17 protein-coding genes and 1 tRNA gene are annotated in these 19,653 nt (G+C 42.6%); 3 read left to right on the top strand and 15 right to left on the bottom strand.

Translation table 11 applies throughout. The annotated features are described in order from the left end of the window. Positions 1–18 precede the first annotated feature (18 nt). Together addA and addB are read right to left on the bottom strand one after the other, a co-directional pair. Positions 19–3,690 carry a helicase-exonuclease AddAB subunit AddA gene (addA, locus tag J3A84_RS04975; protein ID WP_207598907.1) on the bottom strand — a complete coding sequence of 1,224 codons (3,672 nt, stop codon included), beginning with the start codon at positions 3,688–3,690 and terminating at the stop codon, positions 19–21. Next, entirely contained in the window at positions 3,680–7,123 is a 3,444-nt protein-coding gene (gene addB / locus J3A84_RS04970; RefSeq protein WP_207598906.1) for a helicase-exonuclease AddAB subunit AddB, read from the bottom strand. The genes addA and addB overlap by 11 nt, the downstream gene beginning before the upstream one ends. 194 nt (positions 7,124–7,317) lie before the next feature. On the opposite strand from addB, the gene J3A84_RS04965 reads away from it, so the two are divergent. Together J3A84_RS04965 and J3A84_RS04960 are read left to right on the top strand one after the other, a co-directional pair. After that, positions 7,318–7,408 (top strand) — tRNA-Ser (locus tag J3A84_RS04965). Between the two features lie 193 nt (positions 7,409–7,601). Further along, positions 7,602–7,835, top strand: coding sequence for a hypothetical protein (locus tag J3A84_RS04960; RefSeq protein ID WP_207598905.1), 234 nt, complete (start codon positions 7,602–7,604; stop codon positions 7,833–7,835). A 42-nt stretch (positions 7,836–7,877) separates the two neighbouring features. On the opposite strand, the gene J3A84_RS04955 is transcribed toward J3A84_RS04960, so the two are convergent. Further along, a complete protein-coding gene (locus J3A84_RS04955; RefSeq protein ID WP_207598904.1) occupies positions 7,878–8,135 on the bottom strand; it encodes a hypothetical protein in 258 nt (85 codons plus the stop codon). A gap of 650 nt (positions 8,136–8,785) precedes the next feature. Here J3A84_RS04955 and J3A84_RS04950 point away from each other — a divergent pair. Then, positions 8,786–8,935, top strand: a complete 150-nt coding sequence (locus J3A84_RS04950; protein WP_207598903.1) for a hypothetical protein — start codon at positions 8,786–8,788, stop codon at positions 8,933–8,935. Between the two features lie 76 nt (positions 8,936–9,011). On the opposite strand, the gene J3A84_RS04945 is transcribed toward J3A84_RS04950, so the two are convergent. The 12 genes from J3A84_RS04945 to J3A84_RS04890 form a co-directional block, all read right to left on the bottom strand. Next, the gene (locus J3A84_RS04945) at positions 9,012–9,566 is read right to left on the bottom strand and encodes a hypothetical protein (RefSeq protein ID WP_207598902.1); all 555 of its coding nucleotides are present in this window, start codon (positions 9,564–9,566) and stop codon (positions 9,012–9,014) included. An 11-nt stretch (positions 9,567–9,577) separates the two neighbouring features. Next, positions 9,578–10,525, bottom strand: a complete 948-nt coding sequence (locus J3A84_RS04940) for a DUF6731 family protein (RefSeq protein ID WP_207598901.1) — start codon at positions 10,523–10,525, stop codon at positions 9,578–9,580. A gap of 157 nt (positions 10,526–10,682) precedes the next feature. Next, positions 10,683–11,573: a P63C domain-containing protein gene (locus J3A84_RS04935; protein WP_207598900.1), complete on the bottom strand. Its 891-nt coding sequence runs from the start codon at positions 11,571–11,573 to the stop codon at positions 10,683–10,685. A gap of 327 nt (positions 11,574–11,900) precedes the next feature. Then, a complete protein-coding gene (locus tag J3A84_RS04930; RefSeq protein ID WP_207598899.1) occupies positions 11,901–12,899 on the bottom strand; it encodes a peptidoglycan recognition protein family protein in 999 nt (332 codons plus the stop codon). A 1-nt stretch (position 12,900) separates the two neighbouring features. Next, positions 12,901–13,386, bottom strand: coding sequence for a phage holin family protein (locus tag J3A84_RS04925; RefSeq protein WP_207598898.1), 486 nt, complete (start codon positions 13,384–13,386; stop codon positions 12,901–12,903). Between the two features lie 76 nt (positions 13,387–13,462). Then, complete coding sequence (locus J3A84_RS04920) at positions 13,463–13,924, bottom strand: hypothetical protein (protein WP_207598897.1); 462 nt, start codon at positions 13,922–13,924, stop codon at positions 13,463–13,465. Then, complete coding sequence (locus J3A84_RS04915; RefSeq protein WP_207598896.1) at positions 13,878–14,066, bottom strand: hypothetical protein; 189 nt, start codon at positions 14,064–14,066, stop codon at positions 13,878–13,880. The genes J3A84_RS04920 and J3A84_RS04915 overlap by 47 nt, the downstream gene beginning before the upstream one ends. 4 nt (positions 14,067–14,070) lie before the next feature. Continuing rightward, positions 14,071–14,742, bottom strand: a complete 672-nt coding sequence (locus tag J3A84_RS04910; RefSeq protein ID WP_207598895.1) for a hypothetical protein — start codon at positions 14,740–14,742, stop codon at positions 14,071–14,073. Continuing rightward, entirely contained in the window at positions 14,743–14,940 is a 198-nt protein-coding gene (locus J3A84_RS04905; RefSeq protein ID WP_207598894.1) for a hypothetical protein, read from the bottom strand. Positions 14,941–14,954: 14 nt separating this feature from the next. Beyond that, complete coding sequence (locus tag J3A84_RS04900) at positions 14,955–16,937, bottom strand: hypothetical protein (RefSeq protein WP_207598893.1); 1,983 nt, start codon at positions 16,935–16,937, stop codon at positions 14,955–14,957. Between the two features lie 10 nt (positions 16,938–16,947). Beyond that, entirely contained in the window at positions 16,948–17,319 is a 372-nt protein-coding gene (locus J3A84_RS04895) for a DUF6711 family protein (protein WP_207598892.1), read from the bottom strand. A gap of 13 nt (positions 17,320–17,332) precedes the next feature. Beyond that, positions 17,333–19,648 (bottom strand): phage tail protein, encoded by a 2,316-nt coding sequence (locus J3A84_RS04890; RefSeq protein WP_207598891.1) that lies wholly within the window; start codon positions 19,646–19,648, stop codon positions 17,333–17,335. Positions 19,649–19,653: the final 5 nt, after the last annotated feature.

Genomic DNA, 19,653 nt, shown 5'->3' with positions numbered 1-19,653 from the left:
ATAAAAAAGATAATGTTGTCAAATTATGGATATTTCTTGCCCGAATGATACAGAATAAAGGAAAACATCCTTTGCCCTGCAGCCGGTGATGGATTCCAGCGCATCTTTATAGTATCGGAGCTGCTCTTTATATCTGTTTGCAAGAATGTCTTCATAATCCTCTTCCGCCACATAATCCGTCTTGTAGTCCACAAGAACCAGATGTCCTTCTTCAATAAAGTAGCAGTCGATGACACCTATGACCATGACCTCACTGTCATCCATGTTCATGAGAAATTTCGCCTCACGCATCAGATCGCCTTTCGCGTCCGCTCTTTGCATCCTCTGCCCCAGAGGACTGGCTAGAAGCTTCCAGACCTTTGCAGGGTCCACAGCATCGGCCTCTTCCTGTCTGATGAGCTCTTTTGAGACCATATTCTCCATATCTTTTTCGATTTCTTCTCTGGTCTTATGGCCGAAATCTATATACTGCATCACTTTGTGAAATGCAGTCCCCTTCTCCGCCGCAGTGAGACCAGCCTTCTTCATCATGAATTTAGGTCTTTCCAGTGACTTTTCTTCCAAAAGGGTTTCTGAAATGTCCTCCGTCTCCCGATGCCCGGCCAGTCTTTTCAGCTCTGTCACGGAAATCTTGGAACTCTTTTTCGTTTCCTCTTCAAAGGCATACCGGAATCCAAGTCGCTGATTGACTTCAAAAGCAGAATCCGCATCCCGGATGGTATCCAGCGTAAACAGTCCGGCAGGTTTCTCCTCCTCCAGATTCAGGTCCTGAAGAATAGCAGCCTTTCGTCTGATTTCCAGATTGAATCCCACATCCTTTCCGAAGACATAGGATTTCCCGTCGGTTCTCTGCACAGAGAAATCCCTGTGCTTCAGGAGCACCGACATGATCCAGTCCAGATAACCCGACGCTTTTTCCACTTTCCCCTCCAGAATCCTGAAATCTTCTCCTGCACTCAGCTCCGTCCATTTCTTCATGCTCTTTTCCGCATCCTTGATATGTCCGGTGATGATGAGTTTCTCCTTGGCTCTTGTCAGCGCCACATACAGCACTCTCATCTCTTCTGAGATATTTTCCAGGCTGATTTTCCTTCGGATCACTTCCTTGATGAGTGTTGTATCCGTGACACCTCTTTCCAGATCCACAAAATTCGGACCGAAGCCCAAGGTTTCATGAAGGATGATCTGTCGGTTCAGATCCATTTTATTGAACCTTTTGGAAGCGTTCACCAGGAACACCACCGGAAACTCCAGCCCTTTGGATTTATGGATGCTCATGATTCTCACCAGATTCTCGTTTTCTCCCAGAATCTTGGCCGCTCCAATATCTCCCGTGGTTTTCTTCAGCTTGTCTATGAACCGGATGAAGTTGAAGAGCCCCTTCAGCGTGGTCTCTTCAAACTGCTTCGCACGCTGGAAAAGGATCTTCAGATTCGCCTGTCTTTCGATGCCGTCAGGCATAGCCCCCACATAATCCAGATAGGAGGTATCCGTATAGAGATACCAGATGAACTCATCCAGATTCATGTACCTCGAGATGCTGCGGTAGGTTCCGAGTTTGTCCAGAAAGGAATGGATCTTCTCGCTGACATCCTCGCTGAACGCTTCTCCCGCTGTCATATTGTTGTATAGGAACTCCTTGTCACTGACCTTTCTGATCTCCACCAGATCCTCTTCGCTGAAGGAGAAGATAGGACTTCTCAGCGCTGCAACCAGGGGAACATCCTGAAGGGGATTGTCAATGATCTTCAGAAGCGACATCATGGTTCGAATCTCAATGGTGTCGAAATATCCTGTGGAACTGTCACTGTAGGATGGAATGTTCGCTTCGTGAAGCTCCTCCAGAAAAATCGTCGCGGTCCTTGAAGTGGCGCGCATAAGAATGACGATGTCCCTGTAGGTCACAGGTCTCATGCTCTTTGTGTTCCTGTCGTATACTGGAAATCCTATTCGAATCAGTTCATTGATCTTTTCGGAAACCATCTTCGCCTCCACTTCAATGGCTTTATACTCTGAAGGATCAATTTCCAGATCCTCCTCTTCGCTGGAGTCTTCTCCCTCTTCAGGAGAGCCGCTTTCTTCCACCAGCATCACTTCGATGATCTCATTGCTGGAAAGATCCTCCGTCGCCTCTTCCACCTGATCCTCTAGTTCGTTCATTTCATAATAGGTGGCCCCATAAATGAGCGCTTCCTCGTCTGTGTAGTCCAGCTCACCGACACGTTCACTCATGATTCCCTTGAACAGAAAATTGACGCTGTCCAGAATGTTCCTTCTGCTTCTGAAATTCTTGTAGAGGAGAATCTTTCTTCCAGAACCATTTCCTTCCAGGGAATAGGTTCTGTATTTGTCCATGAACAGTTCGGGCTTCGCCTGCCTGAAACGATAGATGCTCTGCTTCACATCCCCCACCATGAACACATTGGGATTGTCTTCATTCTTCCGGGAAACCATGGAGATGATTACTTCCTGAACCTCATTGGAATCCTGATACTCATCCACCAGGACTTCCGTATACTTCTTCTTGTATTCCTTGGCGATGTCCGATGGACGTACTTCTCCGTTTTCTTCCACGGTGAGAATCTTCAGGGCCAGATGCTCCAGATCCGAAAAATCCAGAAGCCCTTTCTCTCTCTTCTTCTCCTCATACTTGTCCATGAAGCGTCTTGTCAGGTTTTCCAGCGCAACCAGAATGGGATAGGTCTTTTCCATGATTCTTCTGTTATCCGCTTCGGATTCACCGAAGTATCCCTTGAGTCCGTTCATGAAATCCTTGAAATCATTTCTGGCATTCTTCACTTCGTCCGCCAGGGCAGGATCGTATCCTTTCTTGGCTCTTTTCAGGGCATCAAATTTCACATTGTCCAGAAAAGACTTCACTTCATCGAAACTGTTTCCTTCTTTGAGAATCTCCTGAAGCGCGAGATAGAGATCAATGGACTGCAGAATGGCCTCTTCATAGCCCTTGATATAAGCATCGGATCTTGCAGTCTCCAGCGCATTTTCCAGCGGCGCCTCAAAGGTCTTCAGAGAAAACAGGATATCCTGCATGAGATTCTTCAATACCGGCAGATCCATGAGCGATTTGTCTCTCAGATTGAAGTATTCCACTTTTTCTCTCAGCCATTTCAATGGCCAGGGACTGCTCATGATGAAATGATAGAGACCGAGCACCAGCTCCGCCAGATATTTATCATCCTTCTTTCCTCCATAGGCATCCACCAGACTGAGAAAATCCGGGTCCTTTGTTTCGTAGGATTCCTCCAAGGCTTCCTCCAGAGCTTCTTCTCTTAAAATGGCCCCTTCTGTGTCGTCGGAGATTCTGAATCCAGGGTCCAGACCGATATGATGAAAATTGTTTCGTATGATTTCCAGACAGAAGGAATGTATGGTGGTGATGCTGCTGCGGTTGAGAAGAGACAGCTGTCTCTCCAGATTCCTGTCGGAAGGATTCTCATCCAGCGCCTCCACGATGGCTTCTCCGATCCGCTCTCTCATTTCCGCCGCCGCCGCATTGGTGAATGTGACCACAAGGAGCGTATCGATATCCACCTTGTCTTTTGTGATCATCTGAATGATTCTTTCCACAAGAACCGCAGTCTTTCCTGACCCCGCAGCCGCGGAGACCAGAAGATTGCTTCCTCTGGCTTCTATGGCCAGGCGCTGCTCATCCGTCCAGTTATTTCCCATGGTCGGTCACCTCCTTCTTTTTCATGTTCTCCCACAGCTCTTCTATGGGCATCGCCTTGAGATTTCTGTAATGATTCTCTGCTATTTTCCCGTCAAACTGACAGATGCTCTTATAGGTGCAGTAGGTACAAGGGATCTTGTCCTTGTCTTTGTAGGGCGTGATGGAGATATTCCCATCAAAGAGCTCCTTCAGTATTGTGCCGATACTCTCCCGTACGTAGTCTCTCAGAACATCAAACTCCTCTTCTGTGAGAATAATCTCCTTGTTCTTGTCCTTCCGGTTGCTGGACGAGACCACTTCTTCGTTCTTGATCTTGGCCGGAATGACCAGAGAAAACTCGTCAATGTCCCTATCCATGTTGCGAATCACTCTGGCATCTTTCAAAAGCAGCCCTTTCAGCTTCAGACTCTCCAGCACCTTCTGCTCGATTTCCTCATCCGTCATATTGATGCCGCCCTTGATCATGGGATTGTCCAGCCTGAAATACAGCACCGCTCCCGGTACAGCCTGGGAAGATAGAATGCTGCTCCAGTTTCGTAGGATCACATCCAGATACACCAGAAGCTGCAGCTGCAGTCCATAGAACACATCCTTGAGCGATACATCCTTGGCGGAGGACTTGTAGTCAATGATCCGGATATATGACTTCCCGTCCATCTCCATCACATCGATCCGGTCGATTCTTCCTCGAAGAAGTGCATCTTCACCGGTTTCAGGAATCTCGATGGAAAGGGCAGGAAGGGCTTCCCCTTCTTTTCCGAACCCCAGCTCATTGAACATGGGTACAAAGCTTCCCTTGGAAATCTGGGCTGTGATGGTCTCCAGAGAACGGTTGATGATCCTTTTGACCTTTTCGCCCATATGCTTGTAACGTGGTGAGCTCTTGTATATGGTATTGGTTTTTTCGATGGCCTGGTCCACAAGCTTATCCACGGCTTCTCGAATGAATCCTTTGTCCACCTCGGACATGGCAATCTGCATGCCTCTGATATCCTCTGTGAACTGATCGATGACCTCATGCATCAGTGTTCCCACATCCGGTGCTGTCACTTCGTGCATGACCCGGTCCTTTGCCTTCAGGCCATATTGGATATAGTAGGCGAAGGGACAGGAGGTGAATCTTTCCAGCCTTGATACGCTGAGGTACAGCTGATCCCCATAGAGCGCCTTTACAGATTCTCGGGTGAGATTTTTGGAGAGATTACTGTAGTTTAGTCCCTCTCTGGATCTTCTCAGCCGGTCTCTGAAATCTTCCTCCTGACTGAACCAGTCATAGACTTCTCCCCATAAGGGATTCACTGGGTCACCCTGGTAGTTTCTTCTCATTTCCTTGATGAGCTCATTGAAGGTCGCAACCTTCCCTTCCACTTCCGTCATATCCCCGCTTTTCTTATCCATGGGATTGATGTAGGTCTCTTCCATAAGCTCCGGAAAGAGTTTCTTCACTCTAGCGATGACAAGGGAAGGTCTCTGGGATTTACCGTCCATATCCGCGCCCACGTAGGAGAGAGAGAGAAACTCACGCGGAATGGTGAAGGCCGTGTAGACCAGAAACTGTTCATAGATGGACCTGGTTTTGGAATCGATGAAGAGGTCAAAGCCTTCCTCTTTCAGCTTTGCGATATCCTTATCCGTGATGATGCCCTCATCGGATATGGTTTTCGGAAATACTCCATCATTGACACCAAGAATATACAGCCCTTTTATGCTGTCGCTCTTCACTCTGGCCACATCCCCCAGGATCACCTGATCCAGGGTGAGCGGGATGAGGGCGATCTTGTAGCTGATCATGGCCTGTCTCAGGATATCTCCATAGATTCCGATTTCCATTTTTTCACTGCCCAGCACATCCACCAGATCATCAAAGATGGAAATGATTCCTTTGACCACTTCCTTGTGTTCCTTGGCGATTTCCTCATCGCCCAGATCATTGATGATGTCCACGGACTTTTCCAGTACACCGTGATCTTCCAGATGTTCATAGAGTATTCTCGTGATTTCCTCCACATGCTCCGCTGAAGCGATGCGCTCTCTTAGGGGGCCATAGACCGATAGGATTTTATCGCGGACTTCATTCGTACGCTGAAGGTACGCTTCCATAAGCTTTTCCTCATGGATATTGGGATAGGGATAGACCCAATCCTTCTGGAAGTTTCCTCCTTTTATGCCATTGGCCAGGATATAGTTTTCCAGAAGATCCACTTCCTCCGTACCGATATGGGAGAGCCCTGTCTTAAGAAGCGTGAACAGCGCATCATAGGTGAAGCCCTGATCCGCCACCTCCACAAGGGCCAGAACATACTGGGAAAGAGGACTTCCATCAATGTCTCTGCGCTTGTCTAGAAAAACAGGGATTTCGTGCTCCCTGAATACCGAAACGATGATGTTCGCGTAGGCATCGATGTTTCTGCAGAGTATTGCCAGATCCCGATACCTGAGCGAATCGTCTTCTCGGATTCTTCGCTTGATATCCAGCGCGACCTTCTCCACTTCATCGTAGCTGTTCTGCGCTTTATAGATGCTGACGGATCTGGTTTTTTCTCTGTAGCTTCTGTTGGGATAATGAAAATATTCCGCTTCCAGATGCGCCAGTTCAGGGTTGCTCCTGAATCTCAGAGGCGTCTCATCTGGAAGGATCAGCGGTTTTTCAATGGAGGCGCCCGCCATTTCCGCAGCCTCGAAGATCTTTCTTTCCGTATCTTTCGTGATCTGGAAAACATCTCCTCTGTCATGATGCTGATCCAGGGTCAGGGTCAGCACGACTCTTTTCGCATTTTCCATGAGTTTTTCAATGAACTGCAGCTGCATGACGGAAAAGTCGTTGAACTCATCGATGAAGACCTCCGCATTCTTCAGAAAATCCGCTTCATGGATTCTCTCCAGAGAAAAATGCATTTCGTCTGTGCTGTCCACATACCCTTTATGGACCTCCTTCTCAAAGGCATCATAAAAGAGCAGGATGTCCTGAAACTTCTGCATCAGCTCCTGGTCTTCTGACTCCTCGATGGTTTTTCGGAGCTCCTCCATATCCATATCGTATCTTTTCATCTCATCCACAAGACTTTTGGCCATATCGATGAAACCGGGCTTTCCCGCCACCGCTTTGAATAGCTTAAGATGATCCTTGATGTCACTCATGGCTTTGGTCATCAGCATGCTCTTTCCGGTGTCTGAAATGAGGGCGTGGGTAGCCCCGCCCACCGTCGCAAGGATTCTCCTGGTCATGGTGCCGAAACTCATGACCGATACCTTGAATACACTGGTCTGTCCCAGCTCCTTCAGCACTTTCTGCTCCGCTCTGAAGGTATACTGGTCCGGAACCAGTAGAATCATGTTTCTGTCCGGATGCCTTTTCATCTCTTCTCTTATTTCATCATAGATCCGGCTTGTCTTTCCACTTCCGCCGAGGCCATAGATCAGTTTAAGACTCATTGTTTCACTTCCTTCGTAATTTCTTTACTCACTAGTCTCATTATACTATAGGAACTATCCCGAAAAACGGACATTTCAGAGAGAACATGGTTTATCGGCGGAGCAAGGCACCAAAAAGCCGAAATCTATTGACACTGGTCCATCCCATTGCTATAATGTGTTTTGTGGTAATTTAATAGTAATCACTTCGGTTTGGAGAACTACTCAAGAGGCCGAAGAGGCGCCCCTGCTAAGGGCGTAGGTCGGGTAACCGGCGCGAGGGTTCAAATCCCTCGTTCTCCGCCAAAAACACCCAAAACCGCTTATAACAAAGGCTCAAAGCCTGATTATAAGCGGTTTTTCACTTTTAAGGAATCGTTGATTTTACACTATTCTGCACTACCTTCTGATGCCTACTGGTGGACCTATTAGTGGAGTATAATTTTATCTCATTTATCTGTTATCATAGTCTTATCGATTGGAAAACAGGGGGAATATCATGAGTGATTATTATAATGACAACTACCATGTTTTGCCATACTACATCCTTGAGTTAGAGGATAGGAACGGCAAGAAGGTTACAGACAAAGGTTTTCAAGAATTGGTTAAAACAGAATCGCTAAACAGTGCTGAATTGATGTTTCGAAGTATGTTGTTTAACAGTGGATGTACACTGACTCTGAAGAAAATTGAAGATGGAACGGAAGAAGTGCTCGCGCAAAGAACCGAATAGAAAAAGAGCAGTCTGAAATTAATCAGGCTGCTCTTTAAATTGCTACAAATTCTTCAGATACCAACTCATAGTATCCCTCTCATAGCTGATCTTAATCTTGCTCGGATGGTCATCCACCGTACAGTCGCAGAGGTACTCAATCATAATGTTACCGTTCCACTTATTCACTTTCTTGTCCAGTACCTTAAGCACTCTTCCCTTGTACACTACTTCAGCAGCACTGAACCTGAATGTCACAGGTCTTGGATGTTCTCCCGGCTTACTATAACTCATAACTTCCACTTTCAACTGATCACTCATATTCTCATCCCCTTTTCATTATTATAGAACAATTGTTCTTAAAAGGAAAGAGAGAAATTCTCCAGGATCATCAATTAATACAACATCTTCATTTTCTTGAAAAACCTCCTGCACTCGTGGCCTTACACTCTGCTTGATGATATGTGTTTTTTCGCAGCAATAGAAATAGACTAGGCCACCCATGGTGCTCCAATCATGGTTCTTCTCACAGTAAATACATCTCATATCTTCACCTCCATAATCTAATTATGCTAATATAGAGCAAAGAGCATTCACTATATTAGAAATATTTTGGGGGTAAGTATGGGGGATAATTTATTCCCAATAAAAAAAGCTAGGAACCCTAGCTTATAACTTCTTCATTAGCGTAACTATGATGCCAAACAATATTAGAGCAATGACTCCTAAAAGTATTAGTGAAGAACTTGGCTGCGTTGATCCCTCAAGCATCAAACTCCCTACCCAAAGAAAGGCCAAAAGCGCGACCAACATCACAATACGATAAATACTTTTCATAGATTCCTCTCCTTTTTGCGTGACTTACAATAAGTATACTATAGTTTGTAAATGTTTTCTTCTGTTTTGTTGTGTAACATACTATGATATACTATCTCAAGAGAGACCTGATTATCTTTATGAAGGAGGACACAATGACTAAACCTGATTTTACCAAGGTCCTATTGACCTTACCTGAAGATCTAACGAGCCAACTGCGGGAAGAAGCCGACATGCAATATCGCTCACTGAATAACTACATTCTGTGGCTGCTGGTGAACAGAGACAAAAATAAGCCGGAGTGATCGGCTGCCCTGCACAACGAAGTGCGGGGTTTTTTCGAAAAAAAATAAGCCGGTGGTACCGGCTTATAAAAATAAATCATTGAGATGATTTATCTGAGAATTTACTTTTAACTTCTGCTCTCACTTCGTCCGAAAGTAAGCTACCTTCTTCTGCGCTTCCTATATGGTACTCTACCACGGTGTCCTTTGAAAAAAGCAAGGATATCATATACCCCATACTTCTCATTGTGCAAAACATAAATGCAAACAACGACAAAAGCCACAGATACAAGAGTATTTTCACAAATGTTTCATTTGTAAAACTGGTGTGTAAATACATCGCTAATGTTAGTACTACATTAGTGATACCAATCTTAATTGTAACAAAAAGATACTTCTTGAATAACTCCTCACCATCATTTTCGAAAACATATTTCACCAATTTTGATTCATTTTTCATACTCAAGATCACAGGCATTATTGCACCTAGAAAACCTATAACTATTGCATCGAAGCTTATTACTCCACCTAGTGCATCATAAAGTTTTCTATTCACAAGGAAATCTATTTCAAAATAATACAACAAAGCAACCAAAATAATTGAGGTAATATACGGATAGAATCGTTCAAATATGTATTTTACCTTCTCCATTTCTTTCCCTCCTATTTATTAGGTTTTAATGAAATCAATATTTTCCCTTTCTTCTCTTCGTATTTTTGTATCATCTCATCCATAACATATCCTATCCCTAGTGTTTTGCGTTGCTCTAATTGAAATTGAATGATGTCGATAAAAACATCATCGAATAAGTCAATTACCTCCACACTTGTATCTTCTTCATCACGAAGTGTCACTATACCTCGAGTTACTATATCAGGATTACTTTTTATATCATCAATCAGTTGAATTGTTTCTTTTATATTTAAAAACCTCTCAGTCTTGATTTTCTTTTCTTTATTTTTCTCTTTTATAACTTGAATATCTTTTCCTCTTCCAACACCAATTGTTATATTTCCTGCAACGCCTTTGAGTTTGAAGAATGAATTGATTATACTACTTAAAGGACTTTTTGTTTCGGGGATAGCGTTGGTAATATTGGCGAATGAAATTTCTATTTTCTTTCCATTCTGAATCAGTTTATTAATGTTGTTATTATTCATTATGGGTTTCAAAGAAATAAATCTATCTTTTAAAAAACTCGTTTTATTTATCAATTCTTCAATCCTTTCAATAGATAACGAGTATTTACTTCGCTGAATCATTGCGATTCCATTTGACTCATCATAAATTAAATTACAGTCATACCCTAGATATTCATCCTCTTTAAGTTCAACATCTTCTGCATCTTCACCATTTCTTGATGTTTGTGGAATATTATACTCAGCTAACCTATGAAGTCTTACTTTCCATATGTTTGATGTTTCAATATGTTCGATGTACTCAATCTTTGCCCAACATTTTGATAACTCAAGATGTTTTTTTAAAAAACTATTTTTATCTATTGAATCAGCCCAGTCTGTCATTGAAAATACTGTCGGATTTTTACTGTCAGTTGTGTAGTTATTAAGCACTTGAAAATAGTGAAATTTGATATTTTTAGTATATGCCATTAGAAACCCCCTCATTGTATTAATTACTATAATACATAAAAACGTTTTCAAATGCAATATAAATGGAATTGCTTATTAAACCTAAAATCGCAACTAAATATTTTATTCATATATATAAAATAAAACGCACCCTTTTAGAGTGCATTTTACTATCATATTAATCTTCAAATAAACTAGTTTGTTCCACTGAATCGATTTCCATTGCTCTATTAAACAATTTCTCAAACTCTTCCCAATTCCTTGAAGCCTTCATAATTGCAATGGTTTGCTGCAATTGTTTATCAAGATGAGGAATTCCTGTATCTTCAGTTAGAAGCTGATGATATCTATGTTTTCGATGTCCACTAATTGTTTTGGGTGTTCTAGTTTTGAGTTCTTCAATTACCCCCTCTGGTAACCTATCATAGATTAACTGATTCGTTAATTTACCAGCATACCCAGGTCTCTTATTCCCATTAAATGTCCATTTTTTCAACCTAAACATCTGTTTATAGAAATCATTTGGGAACCTTTCTGCCCATGGTAATAGTTCAGAGCTAATATATTTTGATAATACTTTTTGTAATGCATCCTTTTCTCTATCGTATTGATACCCTGTTATCTCATCTATGATTGCGACAAGTCCGACTTTCGCAAATGCAGTCATTATTGCATACATTCTTTGAGCTGTTTCTATTTGCTTTGGAGTTGTTAACGCACCATCATGGAGAGCGTCTACATATGCTTTACATAAATCCATAAATGCACTAGCTGAAATCGGAGTAAATGCTCTCCCATGAGTATTTAGATACACAGGCAACATGTTCTTATTAGCTTGTTCTAACCAATTTCTAAGATCGTCTGATAAATATGGAGAAATCCACTGCCTGTTTAGTGTCTTTAGTAGAGCAGTACTACCACTACCTTTTAGACCTATGCTCTTAGCAGCACCTCTTAAAGAAAGCACCCTATCTTCATTATCCATTACGTAACAAGAAAATTTTACATCTGATTCTTCGTCTATAATCCAAACACCACTATGTGTCGCTCTACGTGTTATTTCATTCATCACAACACCTCCTACTCAAATATTATCAAATAGGAGACCGTTAATCAAGCATACTTACCATTTTAATGGTCTCCTATTAAAAATGTTTTTTTATCCATTTAATAGAGACCACGCAAAAGGGCACCTCTCGCGAGATGCCTCGAATTTCTTACACTATTTTGGTGTAAATTTCAGGAACCCACCTATCTATTACAACCCGATACCATGATCCGAACTGCTCGAAAATATTAACCCTGGTCCCATACCTCAAAGTTCCCACCATAGCTCCTCCTGGAGAATTTATGACATTTAGCCCAATCTTTGCTGTAATAATACCTTCCTATCACATTACAGTTTATTATTGTTCAGCCGCTTCTGCAGTTCTTTAACCATACTCGATGGTGTAGATATCACTCCATCTGCAGGCGTGCCTAGATATACCTGTAGCCTTTTAATTGTAGCCGGACCCATAAGTCCGTCCTCAACCAGTCTCACTGGCTCTGGAGCTTTAGGGGGCTTAATAGGCTTTGCAATTTTAAGATTGAGATTTCCATTATTGAGTCTGTCCTGAAGTGCTTTAACCATAGCAGATGGCTTGCTGATGATGCCATCCTGCATAGTGCCTAGGTGCTTCTGTAGAGCTTTTATTGTCACTGGTCCGAGCAATCCATCTACTGACACACCTAAGCCTTTCTGGAGCTCTCTGACTAGCATTGATGGGGTGCTGATGATTCCGTCCTGAATGGTGTCAAAATAGCCTTGAAGTGCCTTAATGGTTTCTGGCCCCATATAGCCATCAACTTTAATTCCATCTTTAACAATAGGTTCCACTGGTTTCACCTCTCCTGTGAGCATTCTGTCTAGATCCGCTCTGAACTGGTCCATACTGTATCCATGATGCTTGAAATACGGATTCGGATCACTGTGATTCGATGCAAAGCCAAGTCTATTGGCTTCGTAGTGTCCAAACCAGTCTTTAGCGGTCCAGCTCTTCTCTTTGCAAATACCTGCAATGTATTCCAATGCATTGGCGATGGCCTTTTCGAAGTAATCACTCGTCCATTCTAAATCTTCACAGATCTCAATTCCGATGTAGTAGTTGTTGCCTTTAGTTACGCCTACATGCCATATCTGGCGGCTAAAAGGCACACATTCCACAACATAGGTATCATCAACAAAAGCTGTCACACATTTAGCAGTGGTAGGGTTGTTCCATCTCCTCTTCCAATCTCTAGCCATTACCCCTTTCGAGGCGGTGGAGTGCAAGACCCCACCGATTTTTTTATAGTTCCGATTGTTGGTGTAGCAGCGGTTTTGGGTGTAGTAGTCTCTTATGATTTTAACCATTCTACTTCACCTCTTCTTTTGCTTCGACTTCTACTATCTTACTGGGCCCTTTCTTTGATCCTTCTTTAAGCTGTACCAGGTACTCTTTTAATGGTTGAAATGCAGGTACTCCCATTGCAGTCAGGTTTTCCACGAGGCTTAATCCCTCCATGGCTAGATAAAATATCACTGCACCGTTTCTAAGCACTCCTGTTTGCCCTAAAACTCCGTCGATTATAGTAGCAAAGGCAATCATCATGAGTATTCCGATTTTCTTGTGGATACCCGAAATACCCTTAGATGAGCTGGTCTGTTTGAGCACCTTCGACAGATAAAAGCCTGTCCCAACATCAGAGGCCATTGCGAAGAGAAGTGCTTTTATCAATGTGTCGTATCCACCTAACATCCCAGCAATCACCCCTCCAATTGCAGCTACTATTCCTCCTGTTGCCCACTCTTTACTTGAGTAGCCAAATAGCTGTATAAAAATCTTTCTCATCATTTCCATTACTTTTCACTCCTTATTTGTAATATAAAAGGACATCGCGAGAGATCCTTGAGTTCGGTGATGTTTACTGATTTCATTACTTCCACCTGCCGATTAGGAATAAATTTATATTTGCTGAACCCGAATATTGAGTTCTTGGCCAGATATCCCACCTCTTATATGTGGTATTAATAGCAACTACTAATCCTCTTAGTGCATCAATGTAATTTACATTTCCTATATAGTCAGGCATATGACCACCACCATAAATTGAAACAGGTATAATTGGGAATGGTGCATTTTTAATTCCTGAAACTGATGTGTCGTTCATCGGTACATTGACCAAAGCTCCCATGATGAGTGTTCCATCTTTGAATTTAATCCAATAACCATTTGCATTGTTCCCTGATTCCTCTATCCCACCTTCCTGTATTCCAAGAAGTTCCTTCAATTTTCCAACCGTCATCTTGTTTGTACTTGTAGCTGTTTCCACGATTACTAAATCTGTGTCGCTAAGCGTTGTCTGATTCGTCAGCTGCGCTATCTTGATGTTCGCCATCTTGCACCTCCTGTTCTTTAGATATAGTTGCTATGTAATTATTCTGCACTATCACTGTCGCTCTCAATTCTGCAATTTCGCCGTGTAGAGTGCCTATTGTCTGTCCTAGAATCTGTAGCTGTATATCTTTAATATCTTGCATCTGTTTACCCCCAGTTCCCAATAACGTTACCGTTTTTGATAATGTTAACGTAAGTGTCAGTGATTGTTAGCCTTATATTCCCATTAGGAGATCTTAATCTAGTGACAGTATCTGTAGCTTCGATGCGATTCATGTTGTTTCGATCACGCATGAAAAATCCGTTCCCTGCCTCCAATACCTCAAAGTAAGCTTCTGGGCTTTTTGTTAAATCGAATAGTCCAAGGCCGATATAACCATCTGTTACACCAACTTCGCCATAATAAGCGCTGTTTGATGGTGCAACCATTCTTGTAGCAGTAATCGCTCCGGATAGCTTTGCATTGACCGCCTCGATACTTCCATCACCAAGGACTTTGAAGAATCCATTGGCTGTGATTAATCCCTCAAGAGAAATCTTTTCTGCAAGTATCTTGATCTCTTCAGCAGTCTGATTAATCAGGGATGCAATCGTTACTCCGTTATACTCTGTCTTTTCGACTCTCAAAGCTATATTGTCCGCATTCTGCACAATGCTTGATTCTGCAGTGGTCACTCTACCAGCAAGAGCGTTGAATGACTCTTCAGTTACTCTAAGTGCTATCTGCTGAGCCTGCTGTACTATTGTCGATTCAGCGCTTTTGACTCTATCTGTATTGTCTTTGACCATGACCTTTTCGGATGTCAATTTTACAGCCATTTAAACCACCTCGAGTCCGCGAGTCTTTAGGTCTGTTATGAGCAGTTCATTGCATTCGTTGCAGATATGATCAACCTTAAGGGTTGACCGGGAGTTTGTTGTTGCATTCAGTGCCGATATTGTTATCCCGACTTCTTTTTCCGGTTTAGTATTTGTAGTGATTTCCTTCTTACAGAAGTCACAAAAGTATTTAATCATGCGTCTTTACCTCCTTATTGGTAGTCCCCGATAATCATAAGGGTGTCGTTATTTACGGTCAGGAGCGTATCTCCGTTGTATGTAGCTAGTAGATAGATGGTATCCACGATTTCAAACTCACATGTGATGGTTGCACTCTTTTCGAGGTCTGCGCCTGTAATGGTCTTCGATGTACCATTTCCAAGCGATACCTTCGCTCCACCCGGATATTGCTTGAACCACGTAAATTGATAAGCTAGATACTGTGTGGTCACATCCTCATTGAAGAGCATAATTCTCACAGTCAGGTTGCTGGTAAAAGCATCACTGTCTACGGTCCATCCATTGCTACTGTTCAGTTCCATCTGATAAAATTCCTGCTGTTGTTCAAGTGTCAGGTCTCCATAATAGGGAGTCCACTGAGTCGCTGCATCACTGTTTTCTACCTTTAGCTCAGCTGTTCCAATGGCATCCGGAACAATCTCAGAGCCGTTGGTTCGCTTGAGCACCACCTTAAAATAAGCATTCTCACTCAATAGAAATGTAAACTCTCCGATGAAGCCGTGAGACTCCTTGAAGCCGTATGTGCTATCGTAGACAATGATGAGAGCTTCATAGAGCGGTGACACTTTAAAGGTCACATGACCTTGCCTTATAGGGAAGAATGCTTTAGATCTGATGTGATATAGCGACCCTTCTGGAATTCCTGTTGTCGCATTCAATGTACCCTGTTCCCAGTTCTCGGGAAGGTTAGTTATCAGGTTGGGCTTAGCCCTATTGACTGCATCAATCATCTCTTCAACCTGAGTTTGAGTGACCTTGGTCTCCACTTGATCTGCAAGGATATTGAACTGTGCAGAACTAGCTTTATTGGCAACCTCGGCTGTGATGTTGTCGATCTCCTGATTGAGTTCGGAAAACTTTATTTCATCCTCAGATATCTTCTGATTGATTAGTCCATCCTGGATCTTCAGCTGTGTCTTAATCTGATTGATCTGGAGGTTTGTATTTGGCTTACCTGTCGAGTCCTTTTCTATATTGGATTTACCTGGTGCTCTAAGCATCTCTCTGAGGCCACCTGCATACTTTATCTTACGGTTGATGATATATGTATCTTCGCCATCAATCGTCACCTTGTCGCCCAGATCAAGGCTAAAATCACCTATCCAGTTGATCTCTCCGGCCTTGTAATTAATGGTGGATAACGCTGCATATAAATTGCCCACAACATCAGCAGGGTTTTGCACAAAGAGGTTATCAACCACTGTGTATATGTTAATTCCTGTGCCTGCTGTAGCGGCCTCAGTTCCACTCTTAACTATCAGCTGGTCAATTAGTCCGGGTGCACTTTCTGACTGTTTATAATCGATGTAGTGGTCACCTGTGATGTTCGTCACTGATGTAGCGCCTAATGTTCGTATGACAAGATTTCCTGCTCTGTTAACCCTGGCATAACCTCCAGCAAGTTCAGCAACGTATGCAAAAACCTGTCTACAAGTAATATCCTCGAAGACAGGTTTTTCATTGACTATGTAAGTCTGATTGGCAAATGATGATGTTTCAAGTGTGAGCCCTGATTGAGCAGCTGCTGATACAAGTATTTGATTCAAGGTTGCTGGATATGTTAAGTCACTCAAGTATTGCTTTTCAGCTTTATACATTCTGTCTACTAGATCCAGAGAGATATTGTTGTCTTTTCGGTCTGATTTTTCAACCAGGAATTTCCCTAAGCTGTGATACTCATAAGTGGATCCAGTCATCTCTATTCCGAGCTGTACATCAATCTCTTTACCATCGAAGCTGTATGTCAGCGGATTCAGTGGATCATCACTTATCTCAACCCTTGCAACATCCATATTGGCAGTACCTATGATAAAACCATCCTCATCTGAAAGAAGTGAGTCCAGATCAATAAGATTCACCTGTTCAATTGTTATGTCCGAAAGAATCAGTTTTGCTTTTATTGTTCTTGATGATGCTCTTATAGCAGTCTTAAAAGCTGCAGATGTATTGATCAATGAATCTCACCTACCTTTCTATGATATTGAAGGAAACCCCTCTGTAGAGTGTTCCTGAACTTGTCTGTAATGCTATGGGCTGTTTTCTGGAACCGGCGTAAAAAGTGCCCGTATACTCTCCGTCTTCAGCTGTGTATATAGTTGCCTGAAAGAATACATGCCCTTTCTTTGGATTCACTGCACTGAGAATCTGATTAGTCTCAGCCTGTGTGAGCATTCCCCATTGAAGCGCCACGGATATCTTATCATCCACAAAGTCTCTGATCATCTTACCATTGTTGTTTCTTCCAGCTTCTCCATCAAGAGAATTGATTTCAACCTCATAAGGAAGAGGAGATGGCATATCCACACCATCTATCTTCAGTCCTGTAATTAGTGCCATTTACTGCCACCTCCTAGTATTCTATGATTGGTAGTCCTTTCTGTCTTCTTCTTTTGTTAAGCCTTCTCATCACGATTTTGAAGAGTACATCACCGTCTACTTCAGCTGTGGTTTCAAAGTCTCCACCACCTCCACCCATTTCACTCGCAAGCATATCTGCAATCTGTTTCATAGCGCCTCTGTCCTTGTCGATTGGAAGAACGGCTTCTTTACCTGCTTCTCCAACCATGGCTAGTGTTGGCTGTTCAATCATTCCTCCTGTTGCCAGCTTTGGAATGTTTAATGTGGCCAACCTGCTGATGTTCACTCCCGGGATCTTATTTATCAAGCTGATAGCCCTATTGATTGCCCTGATAAATCCATTGATGGTATTTTCGGCAAATCTGATGATCGAGTTAACGACAGTCTTGAATGCGTTTCCTATACCGGTTCCGATGACATGACCGATGGTAGTAAAGGTGTTCTTTATTGTGGTCCATATGCCACTAAAGAAACTTCCTACACCTGAGAATGCTCTTTTGATACCGTTCCATGCTCCAGTAAAGACTCCACTGAACCACTCTTGGATGCCGTTGAATGCATTCTTAATTGTGCGGACAATGTTGTTCCATAATTCACGTGATTTGGTCTTAATAGATTCCCATGTATCTACAAGAAATTTTCTAGTAGTTGTCCAGACTTCTTTAACATGCTTCCATGTATCTGTAATCTGAGTAGCTAATGTTTCTAGTTCTTCAACTATTCCATCAAGCACAGCTACTATAACTCCACCTGTCCACTCTGCTAGAGGATTCAATACGTTATCCCATAGCCATTTGAATATGGGCTTCAACACCTCTATTACAGCATTCAATATTTTGATTGAAGCTGATAGCATATCAATGAATTTAGGGACTACATCTTTAAGAACCCATTTCCCAATCGGAATCAACACCTCATCCATCAGCCACTTGAGACCATCGAATAGATTTTGTTTGAGTGGTTCAAAAGCCTCTTTGAGCCTATCTAAAGCTTGTCTTGCTGGCTCTAGATAGGGATCAAGCTTATCAAGGAAGGATCTGAGACCTGACTCAAACTTTGACATGTCTATTCCTGGCGAGACTATTGGTGCTGACGATCCACCACCTCCACCGCCCCCAGCATCAGGTGTTTCTGGAGAATTTAGGTTAGTGATTTCATCGAATCCTGCAAGGGCTCTCTCCATTTCTTTTGCCGTCTTCTTTGTGGCTGCTCCAACACCTGATATAGCGGCCTTCTGTTTGTTTAAGGCTTTTGCGGATGCAGTGGACGCTTTGAATGTGGAACCTCCTAGAACACTTACAAATGAGGCTATATACGTAGTTACTCTAGCTAATGCACTCATCATTGTATTCAAAGCTGGGAGAATTGCGTTAAAGATTGGGATGAAAGCCACTTGAAGGTTACTCTTAACAATAGCCAATGAATTTGAAAATTGTTCGTTAGTAGCAAGGGCCGAACTCATGTAGCTCATGAAACCCCTTATTACTTTGTAAAGCGTGGCCATGATTAAGACCCTCTTTAGAGCGCTATTAATCATTCTTCCCATTTTATCAAACTTTCCACCTATTACATCTGCAGTCTTTCCTACTGGTCCCATACTGTTATTAATAGCATTTGTGGATTCTTTAATTTTATTAGTCGCCACCTTAACGGATGCTCCTAACTTTGATGTGGTCTGGGATGTACCATTCATTTTGGCATCAAGATCATTAAGTTTAAAACCCATCTTATCTGATGCTTCAATAAGCTTCATGATACTGAGTTCAGTGTTATTAATCTGCATTCCAAGTTTATTTTTGGTATTAGGATTAAGAGCTCTGTCATAGCTTTCTTTAAGCCCTGAGAGCTTTTCTTTCTGAAGCTCAATCTTCTGATTGACGAGATCTAGATGGCTTGTTACTTTGTCAATTTCAGCTTGTATCGCTGCACCGTTAATCCCTGTTGCCATCGCTGGCGGGCCTCTTGGACTTACAGACGGAATTACTGGATTCATGGCCGGAACCATATTTGTAGATACTGGCATCTTTGTTGGAACCTTGATTTTTGAAGTCATTGCCTGGATGCTTTTGATGAACCCGTCCATCTGAGACTTCATCTTCTCCAAACCTTCATTAATCGAGGTATTTATGTTCTGCATTGCTGTGCCGATAACTTTCTCAAGCCCAGACAACATTCCGCTTGTAGCCTTCTCCAATGATGTTTTAAGTGCGGTCCCAAGGTTATTTGCCATGTCACTGATCTGTTGTTTCATGTCGCCTTGCAGGTCAACCTCTAAACTAATCTTACCTACGGATGTTCCATCTGACATTTTAA

This window comes from Proteiniclasticum aestuarii (assembly GCF_017368455.1).
Classification (GTDB): domain Bacteria; phylum Bacillota; class Clostridia; order Clostridiales; family Clostridiaceae; genus Proteiniclasticum; species Proteiniclasticum aestuarii.
The sequence above is the reverse complement of the archived record's forward strand: the minus strand, read 5'-3'. Positions and strand labels throughout refer to the sequence as shown.